We start from the raw sequence: 13,513 nt of genomic DNA on the forward strand, positions 1-13,513 counted from the left end.
TGGTACTATATTCGTAACAATAATAAAAATATAGAGAATATTGAATCAGAAAAGATGTTCGAATTGGGGGGCTTTCCATGAAGCTGGGCGCGCGCGTACTGATCGTGCTCCTGGTCGCGAGTATCGTACCATTGACCGCGGCAGGAGTGTTTGCTTACCAAGAGACGAAACAGGAATTGCTGAATGGCAGTGCAGCCAAGCTGGAAGCGTTGCGAATCAGCAACAAGGAGCAGGTGGAGAATTACTTGCGGGAGCGCACGAAAAACGTCGATACGCTGGCGGCCTCCGGAACAGTAATCTCTGCCGTTTCTGTCTTTTCCGAGTTGTGGCAAGGAGGCAGGGAGTCTGCCGCCTACAAAGAGGCAGAGCTGTCCTACGCCAAAGAGTTGAAGATGGAAGTCGCGCGCTACGGGTTTTCCAACGCCTTTTTGCTCAGTGAAACAGGCGAGATCGTGTACGAGACAAAGCCGCAAGCGGATTTTGGCACCAATTTGCTGACAGGCCCGCATGCAAGCTCCGTATTGGGCAAGACTGTTCAGCAGGTCGTGAAGGGACAGAGCGCCGAGGTGTCTGATCTGGGCAGGTATGAACCGTCAGGCAATGTGCCAGGTGTCTACATTGCGGCTCCGATTTACGAAAAAGGCTATATGATGGGGCAGCTCGCGGTCGAAGTGCCGCTCGATTACATCTCCCGCCTCTTGAACCAGAGAGAGGGCTTGGGCGAAACCGGAAAAATTTATCTCGTCGGGCCGGACAAGCTGATGCGTTCGCAGTTGGGAAGCGGCGAGGAGACGATTCTCAAGCAGGTCGTAGACACGCCGATCATCGGGCAGGCTTTCCAGTCCGAAGGGTTTTCAGGGACGCAGGAGAGTGTCGATTATCGCGGACAGCCCGTTCTCGTTTCCTATGACCAGATCAAAGTAGCGAAGCATACATGGGTCATTCTCGCCGAGATGGACATGACGGAAATTTTGGCGGGGCCAAGCCGGATTCAAACGGCGATGGTCGTTTTCAACGGGGCGGTGCTCTTGCTCATCGTGGCGATTTCGCTCTACACGGCAGGCTGGCTGCGCCGTTCTTTCAGCGGAATGCTCCTGGCCGCAGAACGGATCGGAAAAGGCGACTTCACGACCTCGTTTCCAAGCAAACTTTTGAAGCGCAAAGACGAGCTGGGCGAGCTTGCCCGTTCGCTGTCGGCGATGCAGAAGCAACTGCAAGGCATTCTTTTGCAAGTCGGACAAGCGGCAGCATCTGTGGCACACGCCGTGCGGGAAATTCACGGGAACACGAACGAGATTGCCGCATCGAGCCAGCAAATTGTGCAGGTGGTCGATCAGGTGGCAGCTTCGAGTGAGAACCAGATGGAGAAAATGGGGCAAACGCTGAATCTGGCCGTGGACTTGACGAATGACGTAGCGGGGGTCACGCAAAATGTGCAGCAAGTCACGCTGTCCTCGACCGAGATGAAGCAGCACGCAGAGGAAGGCAGGGAAGCAGTGACTGCGGTCATTCTCAGCATGGAGGAAATCAACCGCTCGGTAGAAGCTGCCACTTCTGTGATCCACGTCCTGGAGCAGCGCTCGCAAGATATATCGCGGATCATTGCGGTCATTACGGAAATTGCCAGACAGACGAACTTGCTGGCTTTGAATGCGGCGATCGAGGCAGCGCGTGCCGGAGAGCACGGCAAAGGCTTTGCAGTCGTCGCCGGAGAAGTCCGCAAGCTGTCCGAGGGCACGAACGAGGCTGCGCAGCAAATCGTGCGCATGATCAATGACGTACAAAACGACACGGCGATCGCGGTGGCAAAAATGGCCGAGGGAGCAGAGACGACGGCGCACGGCATGAAAACTGCCCGCCAGTCGGGGGAAATGTTCCAGCATATCGAGCAAAACATTTTGCGCGTGTCGGAGGAAATCCGGCGGGTCAGCGACGCCTTCGCGCGGATGGCCCCGGATGCGCAGCAAGTCGTCGTCGTCGCCAAAGAAGTTTCGGCTGCTTCCGTACAAGCTACGGCAGGCGTGCAAAGCATCTCTGCTGCGGTGGAGGAGCAAAGCGCAGCGATGGAACTGATCGCCCAATCTGCCGATCAGCTGGCGAAGCTGGCCGACGATTTGCGCGGCTCGCTGGCCGCATTTGTCCTCAAGTAACCAGGCGGGGAAAATCGCATAACGTTGCCGGGAAATGTTCGTTTTCCCGGCTCTTTTTGCATTTTGGAAGGATATCTCACACAAAATGTTGAATGATAAGGACGATGGAGAGTTTCGGGCCGGAGGGACGTAAGCGTGCACAAACTAGATTGGGAACTTTATTTGCTGCCGTTCGAGCAAGCTGTAGAAGAGATCAAAGTCAAAATTAAAAATATCCGCAACGAGCTGCGCAAGCGCAAGGAGCATTCGCCTATCGAGTTCGCCGTGGGCCGGGTCAAATCGATTCCGAGCATCTACAACAAAGCAAACCGCCTGCAATTTCCGATTGATGAAAATATATGCTGGGAGATCAGGGACATCGCGGGCGTGCGCGTCATCTGTCAGTTTATCGACGACATTCCCGCGGTGGTGGAGATGATCCGCAAGCGCGGCGACATGCGCGTCTATTTGGAAAAAGACTACGTGTCCACGCCAAAAGAAAGCGGTTATCGCGGCTATCACCTGGCGGTCGAATACCCGATCATGATGGCGGGCGGACAAGTGACGATCCCGGTGGAAATCCAAATTCGTACACTCGGAATGAACTTTTGGGCGACGATTGAACACTCGCTGAATTACAAATACGAAGGAATCATTCCGTCGAACATTCGCCAGCGGCTGTTTGAGGCCGCCAAAGCTTCGTACAAGCTGGACAGCGAGATGAACAACATCCGCGACGAGATCAAGGAAGCACAGGCCGAGTTCACGAAAAAGGAAGTGCCGATGGAATCGCTGCTCTCGCTGGTGGAGCTGGACCTGGACATTGACGCTGGAATGATGGAAAGCAGCGCACACGAAAGGAAAGAAAACGAAAATGACGACCATTAATTGGCTGGAAGAAACGAATAAACTCAAGGATGAGCTGATCGCGACGACGCAGGACTTTTTGCGGATCAAAAGCGTGCTCGACCCTGCTACGGCTGGCGAAGGAGCGCCTTTTGGCAAGGGCATTCGCGAAGCGCTGGATTTTGCCCTGGACGTATGCAAGCAAGCCGGAATGACGACCAAGGATGTTCGCGGGTATGCCGCTCACGCCGAGTTCGGGCAAGGGGAAGAGCTGGTCGGCATTTTGAGCCACGTCGATGTCGTACCGGAAGGGGATGGCTGGAGCACTCCGCCATACGCCGCCGAAATCGTAGACGGGAAGCTGGTCGCGCGCGGAGCGATTGACGACAAGGGGCCGACCATGGCGGCGATTTTTGCAGCCAAAGTGGTGCTCGGACTGGGACTGCCTCTTTCCAAGCGCGTCCGCTTCATTTTCGGGACGGACGAAGAGTCCAGCTGGCAATGCGTGAAAACGTATTTTGAAACGGAAGAAATGCCGACGATGGGCTTCACGCCTGACGCCGATTTTCCGCTGATCTATGCCGAAAAAGGTTTGACTGACTTGACGCTGTCCCAATCGTATGAAGCGTTCCAAAAGCTCGGCGCTTCGGCTGTCGAGCAGGCAGACGCCAAGCTCGTGTCCTTCCAATCCGGCCTGCGCATGAACATGGTGCCGGACAAAGGAACAGCGAAGCTTGCGCCACAGGGACTGGATAGTCAGGCGATTGTGGAGCGTTACGAGAAGCATTTGGCACAAACAGGCTTGAAGGGGCAGGCGGAAGCAAAAGACGGCTTGGTCGTGCTGCATATGGAAGGCGTCTCTGTCCACGGCATGGACCCGAAAAAAGGGGTCAACGCAGGTACGGAGCTGCTCCACTTCCTGCACACACTGACATTGGACGCGCGTGCGGCTGTGTACGTTGCCGCAGCAGATCGCTACTTGCACAAGCAGCATGACGGACAAGCGATCGGCATCGCCCATGACGACGAGGAGATGGGCGCGCTCACATTGAACACGGGCGTGCTGGAGTATGAAGCGGAAGGAGACGCGCTGTTCCGCTTGAACATTCGCTATCCGCACTCGATCTCGTTCGAGAAGTGGTCGACGACTCTCGCAGACCGATTCGCTGCGGCTGCTTTTGACTTGCAAGTCGTGGAGCACCTGACTCCGCACCGCGTCGACCCGAATCACCCGCTGGTCACTACCCTGCAAAAGGTGTACACGGAACAGACAGGGGAAGAGGCAGGCATTATCGCTATTGGCGGTGCCACCTACGGCCGCTCCCTGGATGTGGGCGTAGCGTTTGGCCCGCTGTTCCCGGGACGCCCGGACAGTGCCCATCAGCGCGATGAGTACATTTTGGTCGACGATCTGGTCAAGGCGACAGCGATCTACGCTCAGGCGATTTACGAGCTGGCAAAATAATCGACAGGATAATCCGGGGATGCGGCGATTGGCTGCATCCCCTTTACAATTTGTGGGAGCGCGGTTTATACTTTGGAAGTACGATTGATTGAGTAATCATCCATGAGGAGACGTGTTTGCATGGCCCTGTCCGATTCGCAAGTCCAAAAAATGAAACAGAAGCGCGAGACGATATTGGAGCAAGCCACTCTGATGTTTGCCGAGCACGGCTATAACGATACGACGATTGCGAAAGTAGCGAAGGCGTCTGGCGTCAGCTTTGGCAGTGTGTTTACGTATTTTGAAAACAAAGACCAGCTCTTTTTCGCGGCAGTCGTGGAGCCGCTGCAAGTGTACGCACCCAAGTTGCTCGACTTTGATCCGAACGCCAAGCAGCCGACGCAAGAGCTTTGGAACATGGTGGCAAAGCATATCAAAATCTTTTCGAGCTTCGGCCCGTACTTGCGGCTGGTCGTGCAGGTCATCGGCTATCACAACCGCTTTGCCGAAGCGTTTGCCGAGCTGGACGCTTTTCACAATACGTTTCGGGCGAAAATCGGCGAGCTTGTGAAAAACGGCCAGGAGCGAGGCGAGCTGCAAATCCAGGATGCCAAGTACGCTGCGACTGCCTACACCAGCTTTTTGATCGGCCTGCGGGTGAATCTCATCGACTCGCCAGACAGCCAGATGTGGGAACAATTTGTGCCGTTTGCCATGCAGCTTTTTGGAGCGAAGACCGACTAACCGTGTTCGCTCTTTTTATGACCAATAAATGATTGATTGATCAATCGTAAAAAGGAGGAATCGCGCGTGGGCATTTTCGCGTTTGACCGAACGATTCGCATTCGGATGGTCTTGCAATTTTGGACGAATCTGGCGGTGATGTCTGTTGTGCCGTACTTGATCGTCTTTTTCTCCAGCCAACTGGGAACGGCCGTCACCGGAATGATGTTCATCGGGGTCATGGCGGCGAGCATTCTCGGGACGTTTGCCGGGGGATATGCAGCGGACCGGATCGGCCGGAAAAAAGTGATCGTCACATGTGAAGCGGTTATTTTTGCAGGTTTTAGTGCGGTTGCCTGGGTAAATGCGCCGGAGTATCAGCTGCCGTATGTGACGTTTGGCTTGTTTGTGTTCATTCAACTGTGCACAGGCGCGGCGGGACCTGTTTACCAGGCGCTGATTATCGATGTCAGCCGTCCCGACAATCGGCGCGCGATCTTTACGGCTTTGTACTGGCTCAACAATCTCGCGGGTGCGGCTGGCGGCATGATCGGAGCCTTTTTGTTCAAGGAGCATCACTTTTGGCTGTTTGTCGGAGTCGCTTGCAGCACGGCTATTTCTTTGCTCATCACGATTTTGTACATTGGCGAGACGTATGTGCCGAAAAGCCAAAGCCAGCCCGGCAAAAAGGAAGCGCAGACAAGAGGCGGCGAAGGGCGGAAGTTCAGTCGGATGCTGACGGCGTACGCGAGCGTTTTTCGCCATAAATGGTTCATGTGGTTCGCCCTGGCAAGCTTGCTGATCATCTCGGTGGAAGAACAATTGACGAACGCCATCGGGATTCGCCTGGTGAAGGAGCTGGCGGAACCGCAAGCGCTCCTGCCGTTTCTCGCCTTTCAGGTAGACGGAATGAACATGCTGGGGATACTGAGATCGGAGAATACGCTCCTGGTTGTATGCCTGACCGGACTCGTCTCCCTGCTGATGAAAAAGGTCAAGGAGCGCGCCAGCTTGCTGTGGGGTCTTGTGCTTTTTTTCAGCGGCTACACGGTGATCAGCTACAGCGCCTCGCCATGGCTGCTGCTGTTCGCGATGCTTGTAGCGACGATCGGCGAGTTGATGCACATTCCCACAAAGCAAACGATGCTGGCGAACATGGTGCCAGATGATGCGCGAAGCACGTACATGGCGGTTTATTCCTTGCTCAACATCGTGGGAGTCAGCAGCGCCGGCGTGTTTATTCTCATCAGCGCCTGGGTGCCGCCGCTGCTTCTCAGTGCCGGATTTGCCTGCATGGGAGCTGTCAGCGTGGGCATGTTCGCAGTTATCACCAAACGGCTTGCGCAAGAACCCGAGACTTCTGCCGCCCCGATCCAGACCGGAGCCTGAGCTTGCTTTCTCTCTGTCTAGCGTTCAAGGGAATTAGCTGGGCTGTCGCGAAAAAGAATAAAGAAAAAATTGATTTTCCAATAGGAGGAATTTTTCTGATGGATGACATCACCAAATTGATCAAGGAACTGACAGAGGTGGACGGCGTTCCCGGACACGAGCGCGAAGTGAGAAAAAAGATGGAGGAGCATTTGGCGCCGCTTAGCGAGCAGCTCGTAAAAGATCGGCTGGGCGGAGTTCTCGGTGCGAAAACGGGGGATGCGGGCGGCCCGAAAATTTTGCTGGCGGGACACCTCGACGAAATCGGCTTCATGATTACGCAGATTACGCCAAAAGGCTACTTGCGCTTCATGCAGCTTGGCGGCTGGTGGCCGCACAATTTGCTCTCGCAGCGAGTGAAGGTCAAGACGCGAAAAGGCGAATACGTGGGGATCATCGGCTCGAAACCGCCGCACTCTCTGGAAAAAGAGGAGCGGGAAAAAGTGATGAAGCTCAAAGATTTGTACATCGACATCGGGGCTAAAAACGAGGAAGAGGCGAAAGCGATGGGCGTCCGCCCCGGCGATTGGGCTGTTCCGGCAAGCGAGTTCACGACGATGCGCGACGGAGAGTTGTGGGTAGCCAAGGCGCTGGACAATCGGGCAGGGTGCGCGCTCGCGATTGAGGTTCTCAAGCGTTTGCAGACAGAGGAGCACCCCAATGTCGTATACGCCGGGGCAACCGTGCAGGAAGAGGTCGGCTCTCGCGGAGCAGGTACGGTCGCCCATTTGGTGCAGCCAGACATTGCCTTTGCCCTGGATGTAGGGGTCGCCTACGATACGCCGGGAAGCGAGTCGCATCCGTTCACGTGCAATATGGGCGACGGTCCGCTGATTTTCCTCTACGACGCGACGATGATTCCGCATACCGGACTGCGCGATCTCGTCATGGATACGGCGGAGGAGCTGGGAATCCGCGTGCAGGTCGATGCGATGGCAGGCGGGGGAACGGACGCCGACAAGTTCCATACGAGCGGTGTCGGCTGCCCGTCCTTGGTCGTCGGTTTTGCCACCAGGTACATCCACAGCCATAATTCGATCATGTCCAAAAAAGATTTTGAACAGGCCGCCGAGCTGTTGACGGCGGTGATCAAAAAGCTCGATCATGATACGGTAGCGCGATTGATCGACTAATTTCCAGCAGAAATCACCTTCCTGACCACGGCAAAAAGCGAAGGCGTGTCGAATGGTTTGGTTGTATTTTTCAAGCGACTCCTATAGTATAGGTAGGATAGGATTTCGCAAGGGTACAACCTGCCTGGGATGATTCACACCCGCTGTCCATGCAGCCAAGGGTGTACAGAACGGGACCGCGTGTGATGTGAAAGGAAGTGGATATGATGGCAAAATCGTTTGCGTCTTTTGGCTTTCGACCGGAGCTGATGCAAGGGATTCAAGACCTGTATTATAAAGAACCGACGCCGATCCAGGAGGAAGCGATTCCGCTGATTCTGGAAGGGAAAGATGTGATTGGACAAGCGCAGACCGGAACCGGAAAAACAGCAGCGTTCATGCTGCCGATCCTGAACCGTCTGGAGGAAGGAAAGCGCGACATTCAAGCGCTAATTTTGACCCCGACGCGCGAGCTGTCCATTCAGATTGCCAAAGAAGTAGAGAAGCTGGGCAAGCACCTCGATGTGAATGTACTGTCTTTGCACGGCGGAGCGGATATTGACAAACAGCTGAGCAAGCTGAAAGCGACGGTACATGTGGTCGTCGGGACGCCAGGCCGCGTACTCGATCACATGAAGCGCGGTTCGCTGCATTTCGGACGGATTTCCACGCTTGTACTGGACGAAGCGGACAAGATGATGGAGATGGGCTTTTTGGAGGATGTCGAGCAAGTGATCGTCCACACGCCATCGCAGCGTCAAGTGCTGCTCTTCTCCGCAACCATGCCCGATTTGGTCAAGCGGCTCGCTCATCGCTTCATGAAGCAGCCGCCACATCTTAAAATCGAGGGCAAGCAAAAGACCGTAGAGAAAATCGAGCAATTTTACTACGTCGTCAACCAAAGTGACAAAACAGATGCGCTCGTCGATGTCGTGGAGCAGGAACAGCCGTTTTTGACGATTGTGTTCGCGAACACGCAAGTCCGCGTGCAGCAGCTCACGGCTCGTTTGCAGGAAAACGGACTGTCCGCGCAAGCGCTGTACGGAGATTTGTCGCAAAGCAAGCGCGAGCAGCTGATGAGACAGTTCCGCGAGATGCGCTTCCAGTACCTGGTTGCTACCGATATCGCGGCGCGCGGGCTGGACGTCGAAGGCATCACGCATGTGATCAACTACGATTTGCCCAACGACGTCGACAGCTACATTCACCGCGTAGGCCGTACAGGACGTGCGGGACAGAGCGGAAAAGCGATCTCGCTCATTTCCCCGCGCCAAAAAAACTTGATGGGTCGTTTTGCCAAAGCGACGAAGGCGTCGATTGAAGAGCGCATTCTGGAGCCAGGCCGCCATCTGGATGCAGGCCGTCGCGAGCGTGCGCAGGAGCGCGAGGCCCACTTCATCGAGCTGCGCGCCCAACAGGCGAAAGAACAGCAAAAGGAAAAAGACAAAGAGTTCGCTCCAGTGCGCGAAGCTTTGAAGAAAAAAGCGAAAGTAAAGCCAGGCTACAAGAAAAAGCTGGCGCGCGAGCTGGGCGAGCTTCAGACGCAGTATGAGAAAAACCGCAAAAAGGCAGAAGCGATTGCTGCCAGAAAAGCAGGAAAATCGGCAAAGCCGGCAGATGCCAAAAAAGCGGGAAAAGGCGGAGCAAACCGCTCTGCCAAAGGGGCAAGACCGTTCCGTCAAGATTCGGGCAAGTCCAGAGGTTAATGCAAGCATAAAAAAAGGTCCAGATTCGCTTCGTGCGAGCTGGGCCTTTTTCGCGTGTGTCCGATGGCGAGTTATTGTTGGAATTATTTGAACCATAAAACAAAAGTGCAAAAATATTAATTCTGATAAAACATATCGGAATAATGTTGAATAAAATCTTTTTATCGATTAGACTCTAACCTAAGTTCGCAATTTAAATCATACTATTTTTATCTGATTAGTTGTAGTGGGGAGGAAGCGATTATGTGGAAATACATGCTCAAGCGGTCGCTGTCGATGGTCATAACGTTATGGCTCATCGCCACATTGACGTTTGTCATCATGCATCTGATTCCCGGCGATCCGTTCGCGACGGAAGCGCGCATGCTGCCGGAAGAGGTGGTGCAGAACATGCGGGAGCGATACCACCTCGATAAACCGCTGATTGAGCAGTATGTCCAGTATATGAATGGACTGATTCATCTCGATCTCGGCCCTTCGATTCAACAAAAGTCGCAGGACGTCACGACGTTGATTCAAAGCGGCTTTCCAGCGTCAGCCGTGCTCGGTTTGCAGTCGCTGGTGATCGCCCTGACCGGGGGCATCGCGCTCGGAGTCGTTGCAGCCCTGTTTCACAACCGCCTGATGGATTATGCGGCGATGTTTTTTGCCATCCTCGGCATCTCGGTTCCGAGCTTCATCCTGGCTCCTTTACTGATCAAGTATTTTGCGGTGAAGTGGGAGCTGCTTCCGGTAGCGTCCTGGGATGGCTGGGAATACTCCGTGCTCCCGTCCGTTGCGCTGGCGATCGGGCCGCTGGCGATTATTGCCCGCTTTGTCCGCACCAGCATGATCGAGGTGTTTGACCAGGACTACATGAGCACGGCGGAGGCAAAAGGACTTTCGACTTTTCACATCGTGTTCCGCCACGGTATCCGCAATGCGATTCTTCCGGTCATTACGTTTATCGGCCCGCTGTTTGCCAACCTGATTACGGGCACATTTGTCGTCGAAAAGATTTTCGCGATCCCGGGCATCGGCAAATATTTCGTGGAAAGTATTTTCAATCGCGATTATCCGGTTATTCTCGGAACTTCTGTCTTTTACAGTGCCGTCCTGATTTTGACCTTGTTTGTCACCGATATTTTGTACCGATTCGTCGATCCGCGAATCAAATTAGCCAATGGAGGGGAATAGCGCGATGGCAGAAGTATCACAAGTGCCAGATGAACTTTTTCGCCCGCTTGATCGCAGCCGGTTCGACAGTCACAACGCCATGCGTCCGAGTGCGAGCTACGGCCTGGAAAGCATCCGGAAAATTTTTCGCAACAAGCTGGCAGTTCTGGGCTTTTGTTTGCTCGGGGCAATCGTGATCTTGTCCGCTTTTGGGCCGGGCATGCTTCCTTACTCCGCCAGCGAGCAATCTCTCGTCTCGGGCAATTTGCCGCTGTCAGCCGAGCATTGGTTTGGAACGGACGACCTCGGCCGCGACATGTGGGTGCGCACCTGGGAAGGAGGGCGAATCTCCCTGTTCATCGGAGTCGTCGCCGCCCTGATCGACTTGGTTATCGGCGTAGTGGTCGGCGGGTTGTCGGGTTACATGGCGGGTCGCGGCAAATGGGGCGATCGCATTGACAATTTCCTGATGAGGCTGGTCGAGATCTTGTACGGAATCCCGTATCTGTTGGTCGTGATTTTGCTGATGGTCATTATGGAGCCTGGACTGGCCACGATTATTACGGCGTTGTCGATCACGGGCTGGGTCGGGATGGCTCGGCTGGTACGCGGGCAAATTTTGCAGGTAAAAGGCCAGGAGTACGTGCTGGCGGCGGAAAAGCTGGGAACGCCGCACGCGAAAATCATTTGGCGGCACCTGATTCCGAACGTCGCCGGGATTATTATCGTCAACTTGACCTTTACGATCCCGCAGGCCATTTTTGCCGAATCATTCCTCAGTTTTCTCGGCTTGGGCGTGCAGGCTCCGACCGCGAGCTGGGGCACGATGGCAAACGATGGGTTAGCCGTGATTTTGAGCGGGCAATGGTGGAGGCTGTTTTTTCCGGGGGTCATGATTTCCTTGACGATGTTTGCTTTTAACGCGATCGGAGACGGATTGCAGGACGCCTTCAACCCGAGGGGCGGCAAAGCTTGAAGGAGGAACGACAGATGAGGAATGTGCTGGAAGTGGAAGATTTGCATGTCTCCTTCCGAGCTTATGGCGGGGAAATCCAGGCAGTTCGCGGCGTGAGCTTCGCCGTGCGGCCAGGCGAGACACTGGCGATTGTCGGGGAGAGCGGCTGCGGCAAAAGTGTGACGGCGCGGGCGATTTTGGGCATGGTGAAAGCGCCGCGGGGCCGCGTGAAGAAGGGGAGCGTCCGTTTGCAGGGCAGAGAGCTGTCCTGTCTCGGGAAAAAAGAGCTGCAACAAGTGCGCGGAGCACAAATCGGCATGATTTTTCAAGACCCGATGACTTCGCTGAATCCGACGATGAAGATCGGGACGCAAATCGCGGAAGTGCTGATCAAGCATCAAAAGCTGGCCAAAAAGCAGGCGCGCGAAAAGGCGATCGAGCTGCTGGCGGCGGTCGGCATCCCGGAGCCTGCCCGACGGTACGAGCAGTATCCTCACGAATGCAGCGGGGGGATGAGACAGCGGATCGTGATCGCCATAGCCTTGGCCTGCGACCCTGAGCTGATCATTGCGGATGAGCCGACGACCGCTCTGGACGTGACGATCCAGGCGCAGATTTTGGCTCTATTGAACGATTTGCAGCGCACAAAAGGCACGTCGATCATCATGATCACGCACGACTTGGGCGTGGTGGCGGAAGTGGCCGATCAGATGGCGGTCATGTACGCCGGGATCATCGTCGAGCAAGGGCCAGTAGAGGAAATATTCGACAACCCGCAGCATCCGTACACAAAAGGGCTGCTGCAATCGGTGCCGCGTCTGGATCAGCCGAGCGAGGAACGGCTCATTCCGATCCAGGGCGCACCGCCCGATCTGTTTGCGCCGCCTGCGGGCTGCCCGTTTGCCGCCAGATGCGATCACGCGATGGAAGTGTGCGCGCAGTACATGCCGAAAAGCACGGCGTTTTCAGCGCAGCATCAGGCCAAATGCTGGCTGCACGATCGGCGTGCGCACCGCGTGGAGGAACTGGTGAGTGCAGGGAGGGAGCAGCATGTCTGACATATTGGTACAGGTAAACGAACTGCGCAAATATTATTCGATCGGCAACGGCAGACAGGTCAAGTCCGTAGACGACATCTCGTTTTCGATCCGCAAAGGCGAGACGCTCGGACTGGTCGGCGAGAGCGGCAGCGGCAAGTCGACGCTCGGCCGGACCATAGTCGGCCTGTACCCGCCGACGAGCGGCTCGGTCAGCTTTGCGGGAACCGATCTGGCTACGGCACGCGGCAGGCAAAAGCGCGAGATCAATCGCCAGATGCAGCTCATTTTTCAAGACCCGCAATCTTCGCTCAACCCGCGCCTGCGAGTAGGCGAAATCATCGCGGAAGGAATCGAGGCCCACGGCTTGGCAAAAGGCCGCGAGAAAGCGGAGCGGGTACACCAGTTGCTGGAAAAAGTCGGCTTGCACCCGGACCATGCGAAGCGGTATCCGCACGAATTTAGCGGCGGACAGCGGCAGCGGATCGGAATTGCCCGGGCGCTCGCTGTGCAGCCCAGCTTCATCGTGGCGGATGAGCCGATTTCCGCCCTGGACGTCTCGATTCAGGCGCAAGTGGTGAATTTGCTGGCCGATTTGCAAGCGGAAAGCCAACTGACGTATTTGTTCATCGCCCACGATCTGGCTATGGTCAAATACATCAGCGACCGGATCGGCGTGATGTATTTGGGCCGCATGATGGAGCTGGCTGAAAGCGATGACCTTTTTGCCAAGCCGCTGCATCCGTATACGCAAGTGCTGCTGTCTACGATGCCGGTATCTCATCCGAAGCATCGTGCAGAACGCGAACGCATTGTCATCGGCGAACCGCCAAGCCCGATCAATCCGCCAACAGGCTGCCCGTTTCAGACGAGATGCCCGCAGGCTATGGGCATTTGCAAACAAATCGCGCCAACCTGGAGGGAGGTGGAGGCCAAGCACTGGGTAGCCTGCTTTTTATACGAGTAATTGAGAGAGAA

The 13,513-nt window shown here is 55.3% G+C and carries 11 protein-coding genes; all 11 read left to right on the forward strand.

Annotated features, from left to right (window positions below; genetic code table 11):
- Positions 1 to 77: 77 nt before the first annotated feature.
- Positions 78 to 2,150: a methyl-accepting chemotaxis protein gene (locus tag IRJ17_RS12000; protein WP_122963861.1), complete on the forward strand. Its 2,073-nt coding sequence runs from the start codon at positions 78 to 80 to the stop codon at positions 2,148 to 2,150.
- Positions 2,151 to 2,285: 135 nt separating this feature from the next.
- Complete coding sequence (locus IRJ17_RS12005; RefSeq protein WP_122963862.1) at positions 2,286 to 3,017, forward strand: GTP pyrophosphokinase; 732 nt, start codon at positions 2,286 to 2,288, stop codon at positions 3,015 to 3,017.
- Positions 3,004 to 4,440: a dipeptidase PepV gene (gene pepV, locus IRJ17_RS12010; RefSeq protein ID WP_242774836.1), complete on the forward strand. Its 1,437-nt coding sequence runs from the start codon at positions 3,004 to 3,006 to the stop codon at positions 4,438 to 4,440. The genes IRJ17_RS12005 and pepV overlap by 14 nt, the downstream gene beginning before the upstream one ends.
- 120 nt (positions 4,441 to 4,560) lie before the next feature.
- Positions 4,561 to 5,163 (forward strand): TetR/AcrR family transcriptional regulator, encoded by a 603-nt coding sequence (locus IRJ17_RS12015; RefSeq protein WP_217022351.1) that lies wholly within the window; start codon positions 4,561 to 4,563, stop codon positions 5,161 to 5,163.
- A 66-nt stretch (positions 5,164 to 5,229) separates the two neighbouring features.
- Positions 5,230 to 6,531, forward strand: coding sequence for an MFS transporter (locus tag IRJ17_RS12020; RefSeq protein ID WP_242774838.1), 1,302 nt, complete (start codon positions 5,230 to 5,232; stop codon positions 6,529 to 6,531).
- A 98-nt stretch (positions 6,532 to 6,629) separates the two neighbouring features.
- A complete protein-coding gene (locus IRJ17_RS12025; protein WP_242774840.1) occupies positions 6,630 to 7,703 on the forward strand; it encodes a M42 family metallopeptidase in 1,074 nt (357 codons plus the stop codon).
- Between the two features lie 206 nt (positions 7,704 to 7,909).
- Positions 7,910 to 9,388 carry a DEAD/DEAH box helicase gene (locus tag IRJ17_RS12030; protein ID WP_122963867.1) on the forward strand — a complete coding sequence of 493 codons (1,479 nt, stop codon included), beginning with the start codon at positions 7,910 to 7,912 and terminating at the stop codon, positions 9,386 to 9,388.
- 243 nt (positions 9,389 to 9,631) lie between these two features.
- Positions 9,632 to 10,564, forward strand: a complete 933-nt coding sequence (locus IRJ17_RS12035; protein ID WP_122963868.1) for an ABC transporter permease — start codon at positions 9,632 to 9,634, stop codon at positions 10,562 to 10,564.
- Positions 10,565 to 10,568: 4 nt separating this feature from the next.
- Entirely contained in the window at positions 10,569 to 11,519 is a 951-nt protein-coding gene (locus tag IRJ17_RS12040; protein ID WP_173596818.1) for an ABC transporter permease, read from the forward strand.
- Positions 11,520 to 11,533: 14 nt separating this feature from the next.
- A complete protein-coding gene (locus IRJ17_RS12045; RefSeq protein WP_242774842.1) occupies positions 11,534 to 12,556 on the forward strand; it encodes an ABC transporter ATP-binding protein in 1,023 nt (340 codons plus the stop codon).
- A complete protein-coding gene (locus tag IRJ17_RS12050) occupies positions 12,549 to 13,502 on the forward strand; it encodes an ABC transporter ATP-binding protein (protein WP_173596820.1) in 954 nt (317 codons plus the stop codon). The genes IRJ17_RS12045 and IRJ17_RS12050 overlap by 8 nt, the downstream gene beginning before the upstream one ends.
- The last annotated feature ends 11 nt before the right edge of the window (positions 13,503 to 13,513 follow it).

Origin of the sequence: Brevibacillus parabrevis (assembly GCF_022701015.1) — a bacterium.
GTDB classification, from domain to species: domain Bacteria; phylum Bacillota; class Bacilli; order Brevibacillales; family Brevibacillaceae; genus Brevibacillus; species Brevibacillus parabrevis.

Bases quoted from the DNA above. Each gene is read 5' to 3' on its own strand.
- IRJ17_RS12000 (WP_122963861.1), top strand. From the start codon at position 78: ATGAAGCTGGGCGCGCGCGTACTGATCGTGCTCCTGGTCGCGAGTATC.
- pepV (WP_242774836.1), top strand. From the start codon at position 3,004: ATGACGACCATTAATTGGCTGGAAGAAACGAATAAACTCAAGGATGAG.
- IRJ17_RS12015 (WP_217022351.1), top strand. From the start codon at position 4,561: ATGGCCCTGTCCGATTCGCAAGTCCAAAAAATGAAACAGAAGCGCGAG.
- IRJ17_RS12025 (WP_242774840.1), top strand. From the start codon at position 6,630: ATGGATGACATCACCAAATTGATCAAGGAACTGACAGAGGTGGACGGC.
- IRJ17_RS12030 (WP_122963867.1), top strand. From the start codon at position 7,910: ATGGCAAAATCGTTTGCGTCTTTTGGCTTTCGACCGGAGCTGATGCAA.
- IRJ17_RS12035 (WP_122963868.1), top strand. From the start codon at position 9,632: ATGTGGAAATACATGCTCAAGCGGTCGCTGTCGATGGTCATAACGTTA.
- IRJ17_RS12040 (WP_173596818.1), top strand. From the start codon at position 10,569: ATGGCAGAAGTATCACAAGTGCCAGATGAACTTTTTCGCCCGCTTGAT.
- IRJ17_RS12045 (WP_242774842.1), top strand. From the start codon at position 11,534: ATGAGGAATGTGCTGGAAGTGGAAGATTTGCATGTCTCCTTCCGAGCT.
- IRJ17_RS12050 (WP_173596820.1), top strand. From the start codon at position 12,549: ATGTCTGACATATTGGTACAGGTAAACGAACTGCGCAAATATTATTCG.